Consider the following 21,720-nt stretch of genomic DNA (forward strand, 5'->3'; position numbering starts at 1 on the left):
GCAGCATGAGCGACGCCGATCGCGACACACTCATGCGCATGGCCGCCTTCGATCGCGTCCGCCGTCTGGCCCAAGTACGTGACCACCTGACCGCCAACGACCTGAAGTCCGGCTTCATCTTCCAGGGTGAGCGCATTCCGCTGATCAATCCGCAGCGCGGCATCTTCAAACCGCAGCAGATGCGCTTCCTGCTGTCGATCAAGACCGTGTTCCCGAAGCCAGGTGGGAAGGTCTGGTACGACGACCAGCGCGAAGTGCATCGACAGATCTTCGAAGGAGACGAAACCGTCGACTATGCCTTCATGGGGCAAGACCCCGAGGCGGCGGACAATCGATGGCTCCGCGAAGCCTGCGATCACCAAATCCCGGTCATCTACTTCCTCGGCATCGCACCAGGCCGGTATCAGGCCATGGTCCCGACCTTCATTGTCGGATGGGATGCGGACTCGCTCAAAGCCAGGATTGCCTTTGGTGTGCCCGATCAGCCTTCGATCGCCGTACCGGAGAACGCCATCGAGAGACGCTATGCACTCCGTACCGTGAAGCAGCGGCTACACCAGGCCTCGTTCCGAGAGGCCGTGATCGCGGCCTACCGTGGTCGCTGTGCCATATCGGGTTTGCCGGAACCCCTGCTCCTGGATGCCGCTCATATCGTTCAGGACAAGAACGAGTTGCTCGGCCAGCCCGTCGTGTCGAATGGGCTTCCGCTCTCGAAGATCCACCATGCCGCGTTCGATGCCCATCTGATCGGCATCGACCCGGATTACCGGCTGCATGTTTCGGAGCGCCTGCTGGCGCAGAACGACGGTCCGATGCTGGCGGCCTTGAAGGGATTAGAAGGAGGCCGGTTGCTGCTGCCGAAGCGCAGCAAAGATCTTCCCGATCGCGACCGGCTGGCGATGCGGTTCGACCAATTCAGGGCCAGGATCTGATAGGAAGTGAAGCAGATGGACACCAGAGTCCAAGCACCGCTCGAAGACCTCGTCGTGCATCGCGATCCGCCGCCAAATCGGGTTGGAAGGACTACAGGCGGCGCCGAGCAACACTTGACCGAAGCCGCCGTCATGCTCGCCTTTGCAATGCATCTGCTCAATGAGCAAGCCGGGACCTCACTCGTAGAAATTCATCCTGACGGCGAGCATGTGAAGCGGTTCGAGCTGGAGCCATGGTTGCTTGCGCACGGTTTCTCGGTCGCTAGCCGAAAGGGCAAGGGTGCGCACTTCCAGAGAGGAGATCATGCGATCGCCATGTCATTCACTGCAGGCTTGGGTGATGTCGTCGGCACGAACGGTAATCGACGCATCGTGGCGGAGTGCAAAGGCGGCATCCTGAACACCACGCATCCAGGCCAGAAATCCCGCCTCCGCCGCGGCCTGTGTGAAGCCGTTGGTCAGATGATGGGGCGCGAGCAAAAAGATGAGCGCCACATCGCCGTTGTACCCGACACCCAGGTCACCCGAAACCTTGCCGATCGAATGCGCCACCGGTGCCGAGCCTCCGGAATCGAGATTGCACTCGTAGCTGGCGACGGCTGTGTATCCTTCATCGCATAGAGCGGATGAGATAGCGGCCCACCGATGCGCCTTTGTTTCGCGTCCGCGTCGGGGAAACGTGGAGCACGACATTCAGCCGAACGTGTCATTTGATGGCGTTGGCGCTGAGGGAGCGCACGTTCATTTCGAGTGAACTCGCCTCGCGCCAAATATAGCGCCACGCTATATTTGGAATGGATAATTGACGGCGCCCGTCCCTAGCATAAAATTCCCTCCGATTCGCCACGGACAAATCGGCTGACCACGGTAGGTCCTAGGCGCGCCAACATCCTCAAGTACAGGACGTAGCGCCATGCCTAGAGCTATTGCCACGGGCAGCCGACGTACTCGGCCATCTCCGCGACCTGGTCAGATCATCGCTCCGTTTGCCGTCACCGGCGCGCTTACGGCAACGGCATTGGCGGAGCTTCGCCGCAATCCGAAGAACGCGCGGACTCATTCGCCGAAGCAGATCGAAAAACTTGCGGCGAGCATCCGCGAATACGGCTTCGTCGTGCCGATCGTGGTGGACGAAACCAATATGATTCTGAGCGGCCACGGCCGCTATGACGCCGCCGAGTTGCTTGGACTCGCCACGGTACCGACCATCCGCGTCGGTCATCTGACGGACGCGCAGAAACGCGCCTATTCGATTGTCGACAACCGTCTGACCGAGCTGTCGCGGTGGGAAAAGGACACGTTGAAGCTCGAGTTCGAGGGGCTGATCGAACTTGAGTACGACGTCGAACTCACCGGCTTCTCGACCGCCGAGGTCGATCTGATCATCGATGGGGCGGAGGAGGTATCCGGCGCGGTCGAGGATCCCGCCATCCCCGAACCGCCGGAGATCGCGGTGACCAGGCCCGGCGATATGTGGGTACTGGGCCCGCATCAGCTGCTCTGCGCGGATTCGACCTTGCCCGACAGCTACGCGTGCCTGCTGCAGGGCGAGAAGGCGGAGATGGTTTTCACCGATCCGCCCTACAACGTGCCCATCCAGGGCTTCGTCGGGGGCAGCGGGCGCCACAAGCATCGCGAATTCGCCATGGCGTCCGGCGAGATGACCGGCGGGCAGTTCCGCGGCTTTCTGAGTAGCGTGTTTCAGTTGTTGGCCCGGCACACCAAGCCGGCATCGATCCATTTCGTCTGCACGGACTGGCGCCACCTGCAGGACATGCAGGCTGCCGGTGACTCCACCTACTCGGCGCTCAAGAACATCTGCGTATGGACCAAGACCAACGCCGGCATGGGCTCGTTCTACCGGTCGCAGCACGAGATGGTGCTGGTGTTCCAGAGCGGCCGCGGTCGGCCGATCAACAATTTCGGTCTCGGCGAGAGTGGTCGTTACCGCACCAACGTCTGGAGCTATGCCGGCGCCAACACCTTCCGGCGCGGCCGGAATAGCGACCTTGCCGACCATCCGACCGTCAAGCCCCTCTCGCTCGTGGCCGATGCCATTCGTGATTGTTCTCGCCGGAATGGCCTTGTGCTTGATCCCTTCGGCGGCTCGGGCACCACCATCCTGGCGGCGGAGCGCACGGGCCGGATCGCCCGCGTGATCGAGCTGGATGCCTCTTATTGCGACGTTGCGATCCGCCGCTGGCAGGAGCGCACCGGCAAGACCGCCCGGCTTGCCGGGTCGGATGCTTCCTTTGCCGACGTCGCACAGTCGCGCCTGGCGGAACGCTAGATAGGGGGCCCGCCAGATGAGCGACTACAAGGTTGGCTATCGCAAGCCGCCCAAGGCGACGCGGTTCCGGAAGGGCAAATCCGGCAATCCGAAGGGCCGGCCCAAGGGCAGCAGGAACCTGCTGACGATCGTCGCGGACGAGCTCACCGAGCGCATCACCGTCAAGGAGAACGGCAAGGCTCGGCGGATCACCAAGGCAGAGGCGATGGTGAAGCAGCTCCTCGCCCGGGCCATGGGCGGCGATACCCGCGCCGCATTCACGATCATGAAGCTGTCACAGGAACGCCAGGGCGAGGAGGCCGAGAAGGAGCTGGATAGCGACGATCGGAAGATCTTGGATGCCTACTTCGCCAGGCGCAATCGGAGGCCCGAATGATGCCTCCTGAACGGCTGGCGCTGCACGCTGTGCTGCGCAGCGATCTCGGCGCCATGGTGCAAAAGGTGTTCAACACGTTGCACCCTGGTCAAGAGTTCGTTCACGGCTGGCACATCGACGCGATCGTCCATGCCGTGATGGACCTGGTATCCGGCCGTTCCCGGCGGCTTGTGATCAACATCATGCCCCGGTCGCTCAAATCCATCATCACGTCGGTGGCGCTCCCGGCGTGGTTGCTGGGACACAATCCGAGCGCTCAGATCATCTGCGCGAGCTACAGCGACGACCTCGCCGAAAAGTTCTCCCGGGATCTCCGGACGGTCATGCAGAGCCGGTGGTATCGCGAGGCGTTTCCGTATACGCGCCTGGATTCGCGGAAGCAGAGTGCCCGCGAGGTCGCGACCACCAAGGGTGGATTTCGGCTGTCCACCTCGGTCGGTGGCACACTCACCGGTCGCGGGGCCGACTGGATCATCATCGATGACCCCCTCAAGGCCCAAGATGCCTTGTCCGAGGCGGCGCGTCGGACCGTGAAGGAGTGGTTCGACAGCACTGTCGCAAGTCGCCTCAACAATCAGGCGCAGGGGCGGATCCTCTTGGTCATGCAGCGCCTGCACCAGGACGACCTGGCGGGACACCTGATTGAGGCTGGTTGGCCGAATTTGGTCCTGCAGGCACAGGCCGATGAGGATAGGGACTTTCCCATCCGCCTCGAAGAGGACGGCGCGCTGATCGTTCACCGCATGCGCGCCGGCGATTTGCTGGATCCAGAGCGGATGGATGCCGAATCACTGAGCCGGCTGAAGAGCCAGATGGGCAGCATCGCTTTCGCCGCCCAATACCAGCAGTCGCCCGTGCCCCCGGATGGAAACATCTTCAAGCGCCAGTGGTTTCGGACCTACGACGACCGTCGAGACATCCCGCGCCATGGCACCGTAGCGATCTGTTGGGATTGCGCATCGAAACCGACCGACAGCGCCGATTGGTCGGTCTGCACGATCTGGCAGTTCAACAATGGCAACGCCTACCTCCTGGATGTCGTGCGGGGCAGGTGGGCCTTTCCGGAACTTGTGGCGGTCGCGAAACGCCTCGCCGACGAGTGGCGGCCCAATGGCATTCTGATCGAGGAGGCGAATGCAGGGGTCTCTCTGATCCAGGTGCTGCAGCAGGAGACGAAGCACCCCATCATCGCTCGAAAAGCGAAGCTCGAGAAGGAGTACAGGGCAGGTCAGGCTGCCGTTCATGTGGAAGCCGGTAAGGTGTTCCTCCCCGCGGAAGCGTCGTGGCTCGCCGGGTTCCTACAGGAGGTGTTGGCCTTTCCGAATGGACGGCACGACGACCAGGTCGACAGCATGGTGCATGCACTGCTCTGGGATGCTGAGCGCCCGATGCTCGTTGCGGCCATACCGTGGTATGGGCAGAAGCCCCTCGAAGACCAGTTTCCGAGTGAGCGTGATTGGTCCGGAATGTTGGACCTTCATAGTGATCCATTCGCGGCCGATGACGATGCTGATCCTGAAGACTCGGGGCCTCATCTCATTTAGAACCCCAGCCGCTCGCGACGGTTCGGCTGCTCGGATCAGCGCACGACGTTGCGCTGGCTGATGCGAGGAGCCGGTGTGCGATTCAGCCGCAATTGCTCAACCTTGAACGCGATTTCTAGACGCCCCACCGCGTGTTGTTCATTCATTGCCCAGCGCGTCACTGCGCCTGAAGCTCGTTCGACTTGACTTCCTCGCCACACAGAGCGTTCGTCTGTTCACCGCGGCTTTACCCCTCGGTTCGGTAAGGGGGGTCGCGGTCCGGATCGACGACAGGCGAGGCAGTACACCATTGATGCGCACCAGCAAGACCCACCCGCTTCAGATCGCGACGGCGTCGATCACGGGCACATTGGGCCGGATCGGCATCACCTTCTGCCCCGGCAAGTATGACCCTGCGGCGATGACCGGGGGTTGGGACCGGGATCTCGCGGCGGATGTGCAAGCGATCCAGCGGTGGGGCGCGTCCACATTGATCTGCCTGTTGGAGCGGCACGAGATCGAGCTTCTGCGGGTGACCAATTTGAAGAAGGCGGTCGAAGCCGCGGATATCCGATTCATGCATCTGCCAATCCGGGACGGCGGCATTCCCGATCACACCTTCGAAGGATCCTGGAAGTCAGTCTGCCCGACGCTGCATGACGAAATCGAAAGCGGTGGTTCAATCCTGGTGCACTGCCGGGGTGGGCTGGGACGAGCGGGTCTGGTCGCGGCGCGCCTGCTGATCGAGTTCGGCATGGCCCCCGCAGCCGCCATGCGCGCCGTGCGGGCCGTCCGGTCAGGCGCCATCGAGACCACCGCCCAGGAGCAGTATGTATTGGCACTACGGGAGGCGGGACGTTGACGGCGCGAGCGCGTGGCCAGCCGCGGCTGGACCCAAGAATGGATCGCGCCGTCGGCGCACTTGTTGGCCTCGCGGTCGGGGACGCGCTCGGCACGACGCTCGAATTCACCCGGCGGGATTCCTATCCGCCACTGGACGACATGATCGGTGGCGGCCCCTTCGGGTTGCTACCGGGCGAGTGGACGGACGATACCAGCATGGCGCTCTGCCTGGCCGAGAGCCTGCTGGCCAATGATGGTTTCGATCCGGCCGACCTGATGCGGCGCTTCGTTCGCTGGTGGCAACACGGCGAGAATTCGGTCAACGGGCGCTGCTTCGATATCGGCATCACGACCCGCACCGCGCTGGCGAGGTTCCAGAAGACGGGTAATCCACTTGCTGGCGACACGGATCCGATGACCGCCGGCAACGGGTCGATCATGCGGCTTGCGCCGGTGGTGCTGCGATGGTTTCAAGACCCTAAGGCGGCCATCGAGATCGCCGAGCTTCAAAGCCAGACGACACATGCCGCACCGGCGGCGGTCGCAGGATGCCGGCTGCTCGCCGACCTCCTTCGGGACCTGATCGAGAGTGGCGACAAGGCTGCCCTGTGGGCAGAGCGCGCGTCAGACGAGCCGCTGTTGGCGGGCGTCGCCGGCGGGAGTTGGAAGCGGAAGAATCGAGATCAGATCCGCTCGAGCGGGTACGTCGTTGAGACGCTTGAGGCAGCAATGTGGGCAGTGAATGAGGGAGCGGATTTCAGGGACGCTCTCCTGCTCGCGGTCAATCTAGGCGGAGACGCAGATACTGTAGGTGCCGTAGCGGGTCAAATCGCCGGCGCCCTGTGGGGCGCTTCAGGTATACCCCCAGAGTGGCGCACGTGCTTGGCATGGAATTCTCAAATCGAAGCCCTCGCCGCTGATTTGTGGAATCGCGCAACGTGACCGCCGGAGGACAATAGGAATGGGGCCTCTAGAGAGGAGCCCAGCGCTTGCAGAGATCGTCCATCAACTGCGATCGACAACGCGGGAAATAGCCCAGCGCGTCGACCAGGTCGCCACGGTGCTGATGAATGAGGGCGATCAGGCTGCGGTCGGCACAATGCTCGCGCTGGAACGTCTCTTGTTGGATGCGCTTGCAATGCAGACGGCCGCAATCGCCTTGTGGAGGGGACGTGTCATCAAATCCGCTGAAACCAGCGATCCCAGATCTGAGGGATGACAGGGCAGAAGTGTGCGCTGTTGCCGCCTCTCGGATTGTCCACGAATGCCCCATAGTCGGCAGCAGCATCTCCCAGAAGAAGTTCTGCTTCGCTAGCAACTGATTATGGATCGCACTACGCATGTTCACGTAGTTGGGTAGGGCACCCTCTCAATGCCTTTCGCCGGCCCGCGCCGTGCCTCCCACTATGATCCTCGGCATGATCGCGATGCCTGCATGGCTACGATGCTCATCGCACACCATCGGCACCACCGGCTGATGCTGGGGCCGCCACGCGGAGGTCCGCAATGACCGGAACGTGGTCACTCAAGCCGCTTTCAACCCAGTCCGTATAACTTCCGACGCTTGCACATCCGGGCGAAAGCATTTGCGCAGGAGCGAAGACGAAATCGATGTGAAATCGGTCAGTCGGGGAGCCGCGACGCCGCCAATAAAGTGTCGGCTCTTCCTCCTCGCCATGCTCAACGGCCTCGCTGATATGGTAGGCGCTCTGAAGTCCGGCCTGCGATAGACGATTGACAATTCCGGTGAGGTTGCGGCCGGCTTGACCTGCCATGGCGACACTCGCGTTCAGATCACCAGCTAGGATTGTGCGCCCTGTCTTAATCATATCGGCGTGACGTTCAATCGCATCGGCGACAATCGCCGTATAGGTTGGCCCGCCCTTTCGCTGAACAGGCCAGAGCGCAATAATGTTTAGGCACACTGAGCCACTGCCTACCCGAGCGACGATCTCTTCTCGGCCAGGATGTACAAGAGTGGGGATCAATGCCCAGTCTCCAAAGGCCGCTATCAGCAAACCCTTCTTGTTGTCGGCACCGGCCCAAATTGGCCGACCGGACACCGACGCTTTCGCTTCCAGCAGTGCGCAGTCAGAGCTTGCCGCTTCGGCAATTATCGCAACGTCCGGCCGCAACGCTTGAAGGGCGCCGATCTTGCCAGCAATTGCTCCGGCACAGTTCCAGCTCACTAGACGCAGGCGCGGCTCGCGAACTTCAGCTGGTTGCATCTTCTTCCCTTGATCAGTTGCCTCGCTATGCACCTACGGTTTCGCGGCTTCAGTGTTCGATACGTTGAGTCATCCCGCGACGCTACCGCCGCTCGCTCGTCCACTGCATGGTCGCCGGCCGGGTCCTCGGCTCTTGGATGGTGTCGAGCGGCTGGACGGTCGCCTTTGTCCGCCCCTCGGATACTTGAGAGAAGAGGCAGACGCGCGAAAGGCCGGACGGGGTATCTGGGCGGGCACCTTTGATATGCCCTGGGAATGGCGTGCTGGGCATTGCAATGAGGGCAATTGAGCCAGCGCCTCGCACCTTCTGCCGCGGCACATCCAATCCCGTTTCCACCGTTAACCATACGCCCTGCGCGCGCAAATCGCGACGCATTGCGCCTACCAGTGATCCCCCGCCTCGGATACATTGGCCCCAGAGGCATTTGACTGCACGGCCGCCTGCGGGGGAGAGATGGCCTTTAACAACCTGTTCAATAGGCCCCGCACGAACGTGGCCTCGTCGATCCTTACGTTCCCGGCGATCGACACCGACGGGATGATCAAGAAGCTACGGCTCAAGGAGCGCGCGAAGGATAGTGGGCAGAAGAACCTACCTGCCTCGGACAGTGATGCGTTCGATGCAACCGAGCAGCAGATCGCCAACGAGATCGAGAACGAAGGAAAGACCCAATATAACCACTACCTCAGCCATCAGAAGACTTATGCTGACCGGGCGAGTGATACGGGCATCATGGCCCTCGCGCTCCAGGTCAAAGGTGTCGCGGAAAGCGCCACGTCCGACTTCGAGCGCAAGACCCACATTGGAACTGGCGACTTGTACGCCGCAAAGCGCGACGTGATCGAGACTGAGCGCGAGCTCAACCGGTTCCGCGAACGTCACAAGATCAGTCGCCCCGCTCGCGACATCGGCTCCCGCGCATACAAGTGGGGCCTCCTCGTGCTAATCCTCGCGATTGAATCGGTGCTGAACGGCTTCTTCCTCTCGAAGGGCAGCGTATTCGGCCTCGTGGGCGGCATCGCGGAAGCGCTCATCATCGCCTTCATCAACATCGTCGCCGGCGTCGTAGTCGGACGCGCGCTACTCCCGTGGATCGGATATCGGAACTGGTTCGTCCGCATTCTCGCGAGCCTTGCGAGCCTCGCCTATCTTGCTGCCGCCGTCGGCTTCAACCTCGCCGTCGCGCATTACCGGAATGCCGTTGCGAGCGATCCGTTCGAAGCGTCGGCCGCCGCGTACCGATCCCTGGTCGCATCCCCTTTTGCGATCGACGATCTCCAATCTTGGAGCCTCGTCTTGATCGGCCTCTTCTTTTCGTTCCTCGCGGCATACGACGGCCTCAGGATGAACGATCCGTACCCGGGATACGGCCACCGCATGCGTCAGAACCTCGACGCGCTCGACGAGTACACTGACCGGAAGGACGAGCTTTTCGACCAACTTGAGGAGGTCAAGAAGGCGGCCGACGCGCGGCTCGACGATCTGGCGCGGAGCATCCAGAGCCGCCACAGCGAGGCCCAATATGTGTCAATCAAGAGCCAAGCGCTTCGCGAGGAAATGCGCCAGCATTTCGCCCATCTGGAATCCGCTGCGAACACTCTCCTCACTTACTACCGGGATGAGAACCGAAAGGCGCGCAAGTCGCCTGCGCCGCCGCGCTTTGAGCAGCGGTGGACATATGCGTGCCCTTCGCTCGGCCCCGACATCACCCCCTCGCAGCCGGCGGATGCCGTCCAGGCACAAATCGCAAAGCTGTTCGAGGATGCGCCGAAGCTTCAGGAGGAGGTGAACGCCGCGTACCGCGCTGCGCTCGCGGCGTACCGACGCATCGACGAGCTCGTGGAGGTGAAGGAATCGACATGAGTCGAAGACGGCGGCGGCGAGACAAAGGAGTAGCTCTCGGCTGGATTTACGGCACCGTGGGAGTCGTCATCATCGTCGCCATAGCTACAGCAGCAATCGTCATGCGGTTCGGAGCGCGCGACACCGATCGCGACACCGGCTGCCCAAAGGATCGCTACGATAGCGTCACCGTGGCTCTCATCGACCTCACCGACCCGGTGAACGCAGTCCAGGCCGCGGCACTTCGGAACGCACTCCACAAGATTAGGAATGATGTTCCACGATACGGCCGGCTCGAGATCTACCCGTTGAACCCGACCACAGAGAAGGCGATCGAGCCGCTCTTTGCCGGATGCAGCCCTGGCAGCGGTAGGGACATCGACAGCTCTCTCTATGGAAATCCAGAACTTGCCGATCGCCTCTGGCAGAAGCAGTTTGCGAACAAGGTCGATGCCGTCGCTGCGGACATTCGGAAACTTCCTACCCAGGATTCCTCGCCGCTCTTTGAAGGGCTGCAATCGGTAGCGGTAACGGCACTTGGCGCGCCGCTTGCCGCTCCGGCTTCCGACAAGCGAGTCATCGTCGTCTCTGACATGATTCACCACACCGCCGATCTCTCGATGTACCAGGGCGCCCCCGCCTTCGAGCGGTTCAAAGCCACACAGTACTATCTCCGCATCAAGCCGATGCTCCGCGGCGCCAACGTCGATGTGCTCCTCATCGTGCGCGAGACGCGCCGCAACGTGCAGCAGCCTCCGCTGTACAGGTTTTGGGTCGAGTTTGCCGCAGCGAGCGACGGCTACCTCCGCAACTGGGAACCGCTGCAATAGGAGGCGCGCGTGACCGATATACCCGCCGGCAATCGCCGCTATCGCAATCCGCGCGCCGACACGCAGGACCAGTTTCTCTTTTTCACCCTGTTTGTCGCCGGCAGCGCCGCAATTTGGACGATGAAACTTCTGGGATTCAAGCAATGGGAGGTGACGCTCGTCCCCATCGGCTTGATGCTGTTCTACGCCCTCGTCGCCATCGCGACGAAGCGCTACCGCATTCGAGAAGACCGGGTCGGCGACAACAGCTACTATCTCGGCTTCCTATTCACCTTGGTATCTCTATCGCACGCGTTGTGGGTATACGATCCCGATGGATCCGGCGCCGCAGACATTATTGCGAACTTCGGCATTGCCCTAGGCACGACGATACTCGGCCTCGCCTTCAGAGTGCTGTTCAATCAAATGCGAGAAGACCCCGTCGAGTACGAGCGGGAAGCGCGCCAGTCGCTCGCGGAAGCGAGCATGGCGCTCAGATCGCAGCTCGCCGATGTCGCCACCGAGATGTCGAGTTTCAAGCGGAAGATCGTGCAGATCACCGAAGAGGGCGTTCGGGACGTGACAACCTCCGCCAGCACGTCGATGACTCAGCAAGTTGAGCGGTTCGCTGTCGTCGCAACGGATGTGAACGAGAAGATCCAGGTCGCGTTTGGCACCTTCACCGATCACGCGGTGCGGCTCAACGAGGTCGCCTCGAAGAGCGTCGAGGCGCTCCACACGCTCTTTGAGCGCATTGAGAAGATCGAGGCGTCACCGGAGCTCCTCGCGAAGAAATTTGATCCAATCGTCCAAAAGTTTGATGAGGTGGCGAGCGAAGCACTGAAGCGTAATCGTGCGCAGACCACCGATTTGAAGCGTATGCGCGAAGCGATCGAGGTTGCGGTGACAGCGTCGGAGGCGCTCCATACCTCGCTTGCGGGGTCGGACAAGATCCTATCGAGCCACATCGCATCTTTCGGCGCCCGCATCGAAGAGACGCTCGCGGGCGCGGCACGAATAACCGAGACGCTGTCACGGTCGGGGGATGCCCTGGCAGCACAGGTTGATGCCGTCACGCGATCAGGCACCGCGATCGGACAAGCGCTTAATGGGCATGGTGACGCTATCGCTGAGGTACGCGCGGCGATCGAGGCCGACCTTGCAGAGCTGCGCGCGCAGCGGAGTGCCATATCGGCGATGGCGGCAGAAAGCCGGGAGGCTGTTCGGCTGGTGGAAGCATCACTCGTGAGCCTCAGCCGCACGATGGTGGAGCAGCTCGGTGAGCGTTAAGGGCGCCGATATCGCGAGCCAGGACAGCGCCTACCGGCGGGGGCTCGTCTTCGGCCTCACCATGGCCGAGATCATGGTGCTCATCCTGTTCGCGCTCCTCCTTGCGCTCGGCATCGCACTGACGAGGCGGGATGCGATTATCGCAGAGAAGGACCGCCGTATCGCGTCGCTTGAGATCTTGGAACGGGAAGTGGTTGCCCTCACCCGTGAGAAGAACAATGCCATCTCGGTGACCGACATCGTACAGCGCATGGAGCGGCAGCAGAATCGGATTACTGAGTTGGAGCGCGAGGTCCTTAGGCTCGCTCCCTTTGAGGCGAATGCTCGCGAGATCGACGACATCATTCGCGAGCTGCGGCGGATTGACGGCGGCAAGCCGACTGCTAAGGACGCCGTGGCGCGGCTCAAAGAGCTGGAGGTGCTCCGGCAGGAAGTTGCTGCACAGAAAAAGGAGATCGAGCGTCTCAAGCCGCTTGAGGCGACCAAAGCCGCACTTGAGGACATTGTCCGCGAGATTCGCCGGAGCGGCGATGCCGACGCAACGCCCGAGAAAGTCTTAGAGAAGCTAAAGGAAGCCCAATTGGCGGCAAAGAATGCCGAAAACCTGCGGGGACAGATCGCGCAGCTTACGGCGCAGATCAAGAACACCGGTCGGGGCAATGAGTTTCCAAGCTGCTGGGCCACCCCCGAAGGTAAGACAGAGAGTGTCTTCGAGTTGGTCATCACGGGGAGTGGCGTTGAGATCAGGGATCGAAACCTGCCGCACCGGCGGGAAGACAAAGCGAAGCTCCCGCTCACCTCGGTGCAGTACAGTACGGAGCTGTCGTTGGCGACCTTCCAGGCTCAGATGCGTCCGCTCTATGCCTGGAGCGTCGAGCAGCGCTGCCGCTTCTACGTGATCATCTATTCCTCGGTATCGAGCGCACCGATTGAGCTTGTGAATGCGGTGAACAGCTACTTCTACCCCGATTCCCGTATCATGCCGCTGCCGAGACCATGAACGAGCTGTCCGGCGCTCTCTTTGACCTTCGCGTCCGCGTGCTCGCTCGCATCGCGAAGCGGCACGGCATCGATACTGCAGATCGCGAGGTGCGAGGTGTCGCGACACAGCTAGGCGACCGTGAAGTGCTTGAAGAGCTTCGACGTCGGTCAGGGGTGTTACGTTGGCTGCGGCGTCTGTTTCAGCGTCGACGCAGACTCGCATAGTGGCAATTTAACTCGCGCTGGATAGACGCAAGCGCATCCCACAGCGCTTATCGTATCTGCTGACCCATAGCGGACATTCCGCTCGATCCCATTGGCGGACATTCAGGTAGTCCCACTCGCTTCTATTGGCCACCAGGGAACAGGCCTCATCGACGAAATGAATCCCCCCCAGATGCGCCAGGGCAACCACTTCGGATGGTCTCTGCCCATTTCCGCGAGGTGAGCGTCACACTCGCCACTTTCGTCCCCGATCGAAAGAGTCGTCGATCTTCCAGACCGTTTCTTTTCGGCATAGTCTGGCGTGTGAGGCGATGGGGCAGCGAGGGGTAAGCCATGCCTATCCGCCGTCGCTTTTTCGCCACTGGTCTCATCCTGCTCGCAGCCGCCCTGACGTCGCTTACAACCGGGGTGAATTTCTATCGGCACCTCGCCGACAACAGCGCCGTGCCTTCGGATCCCATCGGCACGCCGCTCTTCCTTTCGGTCATCCATGCCTTTGACGCGCTCGACGACATGCACTTCCGACTCTCGTGGGCTACGATAGGCAGGGCGGCACCGTGGGCATCGGCACCGCCTTCGCAACCACGACCGTTCCCCCATCCGATCGACATCTATCCTTACTACCACTCGCAGACATGGATCGGCCTCCGGCCCGATCCGTCCGAAGCCCTGGAAGGCTATGGCCTGCAGCAGTTGGGCGTGATGCTGACCAATGTGGAGGCGGGGCCGGATTCACGGGCGACTTGCCGCTTGTTTTCAACGTCGACGCCTTCGAGGTGCGGCGGTTCCATGTCGGCCTTATCGACCTAGCCGTTCCCAAGGCGCTGCTGCAGGGGGTAGTCGGCGTGGTCGATCGCATTGAGGTCACCATCGCCGATAATCCGGCCCCCGGCATCGCGGACGTCCTTGGCCTTGGCGCCCTGTTCTTCGGGCTCTCGAAATGGAGGATGCCATGCGTTTGACGTTCGTCGGGTTGCTGATTGGTTTGACCATCGTCGGCACAACGGACGAGGCAAGTGCCACCGCCTTCACCGGGGTACGCCTCGACATAGGCTCCGCCATTTTGTTGGATACTGATAGCTCGACGACGGTTTCGACGTCCGAGCTTGCAATTCCGACGGGGCCTTCGGCCTTCATCGAGGCCGATACGACCAGAGGCACCCTTAAGGGCCAGGCCAGCGCGGACCATGGTGCGGGGCAGCAAGCTAGCGCAGGCGCATCGATTTTCGAGGCTGGCAGCTTCGTGGTCTCCAACTTCACCACGCCGGTCACCTTCCGGTTCCGGTACGACATCGCCGCAACCGTTGGCGAGGGCGGCGTCTACTCCTGGGGGCTGACCTTGGTACTGGGATCGTACAGTGGCGGGATCGACCTCTCTGCTATCTATGACACGGCTGTCGGCAGCGTGATCGAGGATGGGAATCACTCGGATGTCCGCATCCTGGACATGGATGCCGACACCCTTCTGGTGGAGGCCACGTTGAATTCCGCCGTCGTGCCGTTCGATTTTGGCATGGCGATTGGGCTGGTGGCGAACACTGACGTCGCCGCGACATTCTCCCTGTTTCTGCCGGACAACATCCGGATGATCCCTGATTCTGGCGAGTTTCTGAGCGCGGCGAACACAGTGGAAGTCGCGGAGCCGTGGAGCGCGATTATCGTGGTCACAGCCCTCGCCGGTCTTCTCATTGGTGGGGTGGCGCGGCGGCCATTCATGGGGTACGACATATCCGCGCGGAACGCTTGAGTACGTTGAGGCGAAAGGGTCGTGGTGATCTCCCGCGCAACTCCCTCGGGCCGATGTTTCTGGTCGAGCGATGGGCCCTGGATCCGCAAGCGCTGTTGGCGTGTGTCCCTGCTCGCCCTCAACTCACTGCACCTGACCCAAAGCGGACAATGCCATGAGGAGTGAGCTGATCGTCGGCCGGTCATCTGTTCAGCCTGGAAGGAAAGGGTGTGAAGACCGGGTGCCCCACCGGAAGCGTTTCCCTTCCGCGGCCAACTATAGCGGCTTCCAATCAGATATTGAGAGAACGGGGGCCACTCGCCCAATCGAAAACAGGGTACGGACGAATTGGCGTCTTGCTACCCGATTGCTACCCAGCCCGACGCAAGCGTTGTGTGCCGTCAGCATATCGCTTTCAGCATCTGATCTAGCTCACCTCAACGTCCACCCGGGTTACACAGCGATTGGCGCGGGAATGGTCCCTGCTGGTGTGCCATTCGCCGTCCACAACGCTGACAGCTTGGAGCTTGGCAACTTCGAAGCACCGCCATTCTCCGCCCGCCGCCAACCCCTTGCTGCCGCTTCCGCCGAACTGAAACGCCATAACCATTTGGCGTCCCTTGTCGTCACGGCCCAGTGCATGCGGACAGAATTCGCGCGGGAAACGCTGATACTCGGCGATCACCTGTTGCCGGCGGAGTATGGCTTGGCGAAGCAATGAGTATGCATCCACTGATTTGCCCTCCGTTGACGTCACTGAGGCTCCGCAGGCGCAAGTTCCTGTCGCAAAGCAAGCAACGCATCGATGATCGTCGACAGCGTCGCACTAGTGCCTCCCTCATTCGCGCAGCGCGCTAGCAGCTCACGCATGATTGCGGGCACTTTCTGAGCATCATCACGCGAAGCGACGCCAAATTCCGTCTTCAATGCATCCAGGTGTCGATCCCACAGTTCTGCATCTATTTCGGCCTTCACTGTGGTCTCTAGATTCACATCAAAGCACGCGTAACTCGACGTGATACGTGAGCAGTGGTCAGCAATGTCCGCGACTCCAACGCCCTCCAATCGCTGCAGCGCTTGATTTTGACGCAGCCCTGCCGGTTGTCGCGCACCATCGCAATCCCACACCGTAAAAGTCTTTATGCCGAGCGATCGAAAGATTTCCAACGGCTTGTCCAAGTTCCCCTTCCCATCAACAACAATCACCGCGATCTCGTGGGCCTCTAGATCAACGTCCTTCATCGAAGCCGCGGCAAGCAACGCTGCCCGATCGCTAGGTCCCTCTACCAAGCACGCAACCGAGGCGAAGAAGCCCTCAGCAACCGAAACATCAATTACGTGCAGTCTGGGCAGCAGCGTCTCGCGCGTCCAAAGACCCGGAGCGATGCTATTCGCCTGCGCGAGCCGGCCCGCAATGGCACCGAGGCTAGATCGACTAGATAGCGCCTCCCGAGGCCGCTCTGGATCAGGTCGCCAACGGCGAATGAGACATATCTCTTCGAACTTATCCAACGAGACGAACAGCGGAGAGTGCGTTGTAAAGACCACTTGCGTCTTCGCTGCGACACCAGGGAGCTGTCCTGCCGACAACCGTTCCAACACGCGCGCAAAGTGTCGCTGCTTAGTTGGGTGTTGATAGAGCTCCGGCTCTTCGATCGCCAGGATCAGACCAGGGATCATCGTCGGCACCTCCTCCGTAGGAGCGGCGTCGGCTCCCTGCGAGGTGCGGTCAGGCGAACGCTCTGTCGCCATTGCCAGGTATTGAAGCAACGTAAGGATCAGCGCCCGCTGCAACCCGTGGCCCGTCCGGTCGACGGGGGTCTGGATGCCATCGTCGTCCAATCGAATTTCTGCTGCGGGAAGCGGAATGTTTAGCGGCGGTATATCCCGCCAATTCAGCAACACGGCGGCCTCGGCGTAGAACGCTCTCAGCGCGCTAGTAAGCCCGGTAGCTAGCCCTCCAAGCTCAGTGAGATTTCCGGGGTCCATAAGTCGTTGGAAATCAGCCTCTACCGTCGCCCTGAATTGGCGCACCTCGGGTCGTGCCTCGATTGCAGATCTAACCACCAGATCCAGCAACGTAGCGATCGCTGAGTTGCGGTCCGCTACATCATCGGTCGCATCTCGCACTGCGGGCACATAAACGAATCTGGTCGCATCGGTCAGCTTGCCTTGGCCCACGTTTACAAATCCGAAGAACTGGCCGTCGTCGCGCCCAAGCTCACAGCGGGTCGGGTTGGTGGCTTCCCATGCCGCCAGCGCAGGTTCAACCTGGTCGATCCGAGTTACACGCGCCAACCCGTCGTACCGACCGGATGCAACTAGATCGTTATACGCGCCGGTCTTCTCTCGACCGGTCCGGCTCCGAATTTCGGTAAACTCCGGATTCCGCAACGTCATTCCGAAGTAGCGGCCGTTCGATCTCCCCCCACTTAAGGAGAAGATCCTGGTTACAGTCATCGTGCCGTTGGCCGCAATTCGGGAGCCGAAATTCTCTCGCTCGCCATCAGAAAACTCTGTGAACGTAATAGCGACCTCTATTTCATCTGACTCGCTAATATCAAAAAAATCGTCCCGCGTAATGTTTATGTTTCCTGGCGCATAAAATAGCTCTAAGGCCTTGAGAATTGTCGATTTTCCCACCCCATTCGCGCCGATAATTCTTGTCAGTCTTCCAAATTCAATGGAAACATTTCTATTAGACCTGAAATTTTTGATGCCGATGGATTTGATTAACACGGCACCCCCCTGGGCCGGCCTTATGGCGTTCAGCCCTATCACCGCCGGCGATTGCAATCAACGGTAACGGACTTTGCCGGCATTGCGGGCGAGGCAAGCGCGTGACCGTACAGTGGCCCGGCGAGCCACTGGCGGTGTCGGTCAACCTGCACGGAGACATCGCTATTACTGCGCGCCCCGCTTCGCCGGGGGGAGGTGGCGGCCGATGCGCTCGTTCGAAGGACCCAACGCGCTCCAACCTGACCAAGTCGCGCCAAGCGCGTGAGTTCCTAATCCAGATTGAACAGCTCGAGATCCAACTCTTGGAGGCGCGCGACAGGACCGGAGGGCAGAGAGGCGGTAATTCACCGCGTGCCGATGCGTCGCCCCCCGGTCGCCAATCGCTGCACGATCTGGCTCTAAGCCTGTACAGAGATTCCCTCCGAAATTGGCCTGACGTGTTCGCGGAAATCCTGGCTTCGATCGGTCGCCAATTTATGTACGGATATCGGTGGATTTCTGGACATCCGCTACTGGCGCGAAGCGGTCGCCGACGCCACGTCGCCTGCTAGCTGCTCGGGCCCTCGCGACACCGGCCGATAGCTCCGTCACACCGACATACTGGGCCGCGCTGGTGCCTTTTCGGACACCCGCCTTCCACTCGAACACCCTCGAGATTCCACTGGCCTTCCGCGCCAAAGGAAGCATTGCTGTCGTCGTTGAACGAAGGACGGCCGCCTCCGGCCCCTCGCCCCGACCGGCGCGCCGGCGGGGCTCGGGGTGGTGCAAGCATCGCGATCGTCGCGGTGCCGACACCAACGGAGGCCACGATGGCCAAACTCAGCGATACCCAGCTCGTCATCCTCTCTGCCGCAGCGCAACGTGGCAATGGCGCGATCCTGCCGCTGCCGAAGTCGATCAAGGCCCGCGGCGGGGCCCTGACCAAGCTGATCGACGCGCTCAAGCGCAACCGCCTGATCAGGGCGCTGCCACGCGATCCCGACGCGCCGCTCGACGATCGGACCGAGCCCACCCTGGTCATCACCGATGCCGGCCGCCGCGCCATCGGGGCGGAGGTGTCCGGGGAGCCGGCACCGTCGCCCAGCGGCGCGAACGAAGCCGCTGACGGGGCCGCGAGCGAGGATCAGGCGCCCAAGCCCGGAGATGCTCCGGCGGCCGCTGCCGCCGGCACCAAGATCGCGCGGGTCGTGACCCTCCTGCGGGGCGAAGCCGGTGCCACCCTGGCAGAGATCGTCGAGGCGACCGGCTGGCAGGCCCACTCGGTGCGCGGCGCCATCAGCGGCACCCTGAAAAAGAAGCTCGGACTGACCGTGACCTCGCACAAGGTCGAGGGCCGCGGCCGCGTCTACCGGATCACCGTTGGCCAGCGCGCGGATGTGGAGGCGGCGTCGTGATGGCGACGGAGCCCTTCGTCAGCCCGTACCTGCGCCGGCCGCTGCGCAGCTACGAGCAGGCGCTCTGCGATCGGGAACGGACGGCGAGAGCGAAGCCACCGCCGGATCAGGAGCTCGGGTACCAGCCCGACTCCGATGGAACGGCAGATTCGAAGGGGCCCGACCGTGACGCCTGACCTCGACTTCGACAGTCTCGCCGAGCAGTCGATATCGAAACTGACGGATCGGTTCCATGTGCTCTATGGACAGGATCCGCCGAAGCATATCCGCAGGGGCCTGCTCACCCGAGCCGTGGCCCACCGGCTGCAGGAAAACGCCGCCGGTGGGCCGGATGCAGCGATGGCGAGCCGCCTCGGCAAGCTTGCCGAGGCCCTGCGTGGCGGCAGCGAGATCGATGTCGCGCCCCGCCCGGCGACCAAGGCCGGCACCCGCCTGATCCGGGAGTGGCAGGGCGAGACCCATACGGTGACGGTCACCGACGCGGGCTTCCTGTATCGGGGCAAGGTCCACCGCTCGCTCTCCGGCATCGCCCGCCAGATCACCGGCACCCGCTGGTCCGGCCCGGCCTTCTTCGGTCTCGATCGGGGGCGGGCACCGTGAGCCGCGTCCGCTGCGCCATCTACACCCGCAAGAGCAGCGAGGAAGGCCTGGAGCAGGCGTTCAACTCCCTCGATGCGCAGCGGGAGGCCTGCGAAGCCTATGTCCGGAGCCAGCGCCATGAGGGTTGGGCCACCCTTCCCGACCGGTTCGACGATGGCGGCTATTCGGGCGGCAGCATGGAGCGGCCCGCCCTGCAGCGGCTACTGGTCGAGATCAATACGGGCCGGGTCGACGTGGTGGTGGTCTACAAGGTCGACCGGCTGACCCGATCGCTCTCCGACTTCGCCCGCATCGTCGACTCCTTCGATGCGCGAAAGGTCTCGTTCGTCTCGGTGACCCAGCAGTTCAACACCACCTCCTCCATGGGGCGGCTGACGCTGAACATGCTGCTCTCCTTTGCCCAGTTCGAGCGCGAGGTCACCGGCGAGCGGATCCGGGACAAGATCGCCGCGTCCAAGCGGAAGGGCATGTGGATGGGCGGGACCACGCCGCTCGGCTACGTGCCCAAGGATCGCACCCTCGAGATTCTTCCGGGCGATGCCGAGACGGTCCGCACCCTATTCCGGCTCTACCTGGAGATCGGCAATGTCGATGGCCTCGTGGCGGAGGCCCGCAATCGCGGCATCACCAGCCGCAGCGGCAATACCCTCCATCGGGGCGCCCTCTACCACCTGCTGAAGAACCCGGTCTATATCGGGGAGATCTCGCACAAGGGTACGCGCTACCCCGGCCTGCATCCGGCGATCATCGACAAGCCGACATGGGATGCCGCCCAGGCCCGGCTTGAGACCAACCGTATCGAGCGGCGGGACGGCACGAGGGCGAAGGAGCCGAGCCTGCTGGCCGGCAAGCTCTTCGGGGAGCGCGGATTGGGCTTCACGCCCAGCCATGCCGTCCGATCGGGCCGGCGGTATCGCTACTACGTCGAGCGCGGTCCGGTCGGCGCAGCCCACACGGGTCGCCGTCCGCGTCTACGCCGGATCCCGGCGCAGGAGATCGAGGATCTTGTCGTCGAGGCGACCCTGCGGCTGCTCAAGTCGCCGCGACAGCTGATCGAAGCCATGCAAGTCGACCACGGCAGTTCGGCTGCCATGCGTGCCATCATCGAGGCCGGCGCCGCCGTCGCCGAGCAGATTGCGGCGGAGCCGCGTGAGGGACATCGTACCCTCCGATCGATGATCGGCCGCGTCGCCATTACCGAGGACGCCGTGCGCATCGAGGTCGTGCGTGCGGCACTGGTCGATTCGCTTGGCGAGGCCGGCACCAGGATCCCCGCGGCCGAAGGCGATCACGCGATCGTTGTTCCCGCGAAGCTCAAGGCCCGTGGTGTGGAACTGCGCTTCATCCTGCACGCCGATGACGGCAGCCGGCGGCCGGCGCCGGACCTCAGCCTGATCCGCGCCATCGTGCGTGGTCACGACTGGTTCCGGCGGATGATGGCGCCGGACCGGCCGACCATGTCCGACATCGCCGCCGCCGATGGCGTGTCGCACCACTACGTCCGCCGGCTCCTCGATATGGCATTCCTGGCCCCGGACATCGTTGCCGCCATCCTCGACGGCAGGCAGCCCCTGGACCTCACGGCGGATCGCGTCACCCGGATGGAGCTGCCGCTCGACTGGCCCGGGCAGCGACGGCTGCTCGGCTTCAACTGAACCGGCACCGATCCCGCGCTACACGTCGAACCGCTTCAGAATCGCCCCGGCGTGTCCTGCTACCGCCGCGTCGGGGCTTTTCCAAGAGGCAAGCAGCGTCCGATAGTCGCAAGCCTGGAACACGACCTCGTCGCCGGCGATACGCTTCGCGAAGCGCGCGATCTCGGACCGGTGCGCTTCGACATCGTTCGGCGATACCGGCTCGCCCGCGCCACCGTCCCATCGGTTCGGCTCGGCGAACAGGTAGAACAGGATCGGCCGATTGC

The 21,720-nt window shown here is 62.3% G+C and carries 19 protein-coding genes; 16 read left to right on the forward strand and 3 right to left on the reverse strand.

Annotated elements, in window-relative coordinates:
* The first annotated feature begins 5 nt into the window (after positions 1 to 5).
* From DT074_RS09845 to DT074_RS09875, 7 genes are all read left to right on the forward strand, one after another.
* Positions 6 to 932 (forward strand): HNH endonuclease, encoded by a 927-nt coding sequence (locus DT074_RS09845; protein ID WP_119419758.1) that lies wholly within the window; start codon positions 6 to 8, stop codon positions 930 to 932.
* A gap of 15 nt (positions 933 to 947) precedes the next feature.
* Positions 948 to 1,553 carry a hypothetical protein gene (locus DT074_RS09850; RefSeq protein WP_119419672.1) on the forward strand — a complete coding sequence of 202 codons (606 nt, stop codon included), beginning with the start codon at positions 948 to 950 and terminating at the stop codon, positions 1,551 to 1,553.
* 292 nt (positions 1,554 to 1,845) lie between these two features.
* Positions 1,846 to 3,222, forward strand: coding sequence for a DNA methyltransferase (locus DT074_RS09855; protein ID WP_119419673.1), 1,377 nt, complete (start codon positions 1,846 to 1,848; stop codon positions 3,220 to 3,222).
* A gap of 16 nt (positions 3,223 to 3,238) precedes the next feature.
* Positions 3,239 to 3,598 carry a DUF5681 domain-containing protein gene (locus DT074_RS09860; protein ID WP_119419674.1) on the forward strand — a complete coding sequence of 120 codons (360 nt, stop codon included), beginning with the start codon at positions 3,239 to 3,241 and terminating at the stop codon, positions 3,596 to 3,598.
* Positions 3,595 to 5,142: a phage terminase large subunit gene (gene terL / locus DT074_RS09865; protein WP_119419675.1), complete on the forward strand. Its 1,548-nt coding sequence runs from the start codon at positions 3,595 to 3,597 to the stop codon at positions 5,140 to 5,142. Before DT074_RS09860 ends, terL begins: the two co-directional genes overlap by 4 nt.
* A 292-nt stretch (positions 5,143 to 5,434) precedes the next feature.
* A complete protein-coding gene (locus DT074_RS09870; protein ID WP_119419676.1) occupies positions 5,435 to 5,983 on the forward strand; it encodes a phosphatase domain-containing protein in 549 nt (182 codons plus the stop codon).
* A 38-nt stretch (positions 5,984 to 6,021) separates the two neighbouring features.
* Positions 6,022 to 6,906: an ADP-ribosylglycohydrolase family protein gene (locus DT074_RS09875; protein WP_119419759.1), complete on the forward strand. Its 885-nt coding sequence runs from the start codon at positions 6,022 to 6,024 to the stop codon at positions 6,904 to 6,906.
* Positions 6,907 to 6,934: 28 nt separating this feature from the next.
* Here the strand turns inward: DT074_RS09875 and DT074_RS27985 are convergent, their stop codons facing one another.
* Positions 6,935 to 7,306: a hypothetical protein gene (locus DT074_RS27985; protein WP_162914772.1), complete on the reverse strand. Its 372-nt coding sequence runs from the start codon at positions 7,304 to 7,306 to the stop codon at positions 6,935 to 6,937.
* 106 nt (positions 7,307 to 7,412) lie between these two features.
* Positions 7,413 to 8,192 (reverse strand): endonuclease/exonuclease/phosphatase family protein, encoded by a 780-nt coding sequence (locus DT074_RS27990; protein WP_162914773.1) that lies wholly within the window; start codon positions 8,190 to 8,192, stop codon positions 7,413 to 7,415.
* A 454-nt stretch (positions 8,193 to 8,646) separates the two neighbouring features.
* Between DT074_RS27990 and DT074_RS09885 the strand changes: the two genes are divergently transcribed.
* From DT074_RS09885 to DT074_RS09910, 6 genes are all read left to right on the forward strand, one after another.
* A complete protein-coding gene (locus tag DT074_RS09885) occupies positions 8,647 to 10,056 on the forward strand; it encodes a hypothetical protein (protein WP_119419678.1) in 1,410 nt (469 codons plus the stop codon).
* A 56-nt stretch (positions 10,057 to 10,112) separates the two neighbouring features.
* Entirely contained in the window at positions 10,113 to 10,865 is a 753-nt protein-coding gene (locus DT074_RS09890) for a hypothetical protein (protein ID WP_162914774.1), read from the forward strand.
* A gap of 9 nt (positions 10,866 to 10,874) precedes the next feature.
* The gene (locus DT074_RS09895) at positions 10,875 to 12,134 is read left to right on the forward strand and encodes a hypothetical protein (protein WP_119419680.1); all 1,260 of its coding nucleotides are present in this window, start codon (positions 10,875 to 10,877) and stop codon (positions 12,132 to 12,134) included.
* On the forward strand, positions 12,124 to 13,134 hold the full coding sequence (locus DT074_RS09900; RefSeq protein WP_119419681.1) for a hypothetical protein: 1,011 nt from the start codon (positions 12,124 to 12,126) through the stop codon (positions 13,132 to 13,134). The genes DT074_RS09895 and DT074_RS09900 overlap by 11 nt, the downstream gene beginning before the upstream one ends.
* 539 nt (positions 13,135 to 13,673) lie before the next feature.
* Positions 13,674 to 14,150, forward strand: a complete 477-nt coding sequence (locus DT074_RS27995) for a hypothetical protein (RefSeq protein ID WP_162914775.1) — start codon at positions 13,674 to 13,676, stop codon at positions 14,148 to 14,150.
* 142 nt (positions 14,151 to 14,292) lie between these two features.
* Positions 14,293 to 15,087: a hypothetical protein gene (locus tag DT074_RS09910; protein WP_162914776.1), complete on the forward strand. Its 795-nt coding sequence runs from the start codon at positions 14,293 to 14,295 to the stop codon at positions 15,085 to 15,087.
* Positions 15,088 to 15,819: 732 nt separating this feature from the next.
* On the opposite strand, the gene DT074_RS09920 is transcribed toward DT074_RS09910, so the two are convergent.
* Positions 15,820 to 17,805 (reverse strand): ATP-dependent nuclease, encoded by a 1,986-nt coding sequence (locus DT074_RS09920; protein ID WP_162914777.1) that lies wholly within the window; start codon positions 17,803 to 17,805, stop codon positions 15,820 to 15,822.
* Positions 17,806 to 18,614: 809 nt separating this feature from the next.
* Here DT074_RS09920 and DT074_RS09925 point away from each other — a divergent pair.
* From DT074_RS09925 to DT074_RS09935, 3 genes are all read left to right on the forward strand, one after another.
* A complete protein-coding gene (locus DT074_RS09925) occupies positions 18,615 to 19,199 on the forward strand; it encodes a DUF3489 domain-containing protein (RefSeq protein WP_119419686.1) in 585 nt (194 codons plus the stop codon).
* Positions 19,200 to 19,364: 165 nt separating this feature from the next.
* Positions 19,365 to 19,799 (forward strand): DUF2924 domain-containing protein, encoded by a 435-nt coding sequence (locus DT074_RS09930; RefSeq protein WP_162914778.1) that lies wholly within the window; start codon positions 19,365 to 19,367, stop codon positions 19,797 to 19,799.
* Positions 19,796 to 21,454: a recombinase family protein gene (locus DT074_RS09935; RefSeq protein ID WP_119419688.1), complete on the forward strand. Its 1,659-nt coding sequence runs from the start codon at positions 19,796 to 19,798 to the stop codon at positions 21,452 to 21,454. The genes DT074_RS09930 and DT074_RS09935 overlap by 4 nt, the downstream gene beginning before the upstream one ends.
* Positions 21,455 to 21,720: the final 266 nt, after the last annotated feature.

The organism is Desertibaculum subflavum, from assembly GCA_003576705.1.
Lineage (GTDB): Bacteria > Pseudomonadota > Alphaproteobacteria > Ferrovibrionales > Ferrovibrionaceae > Desertibaculum > Desertibaculum subflavum.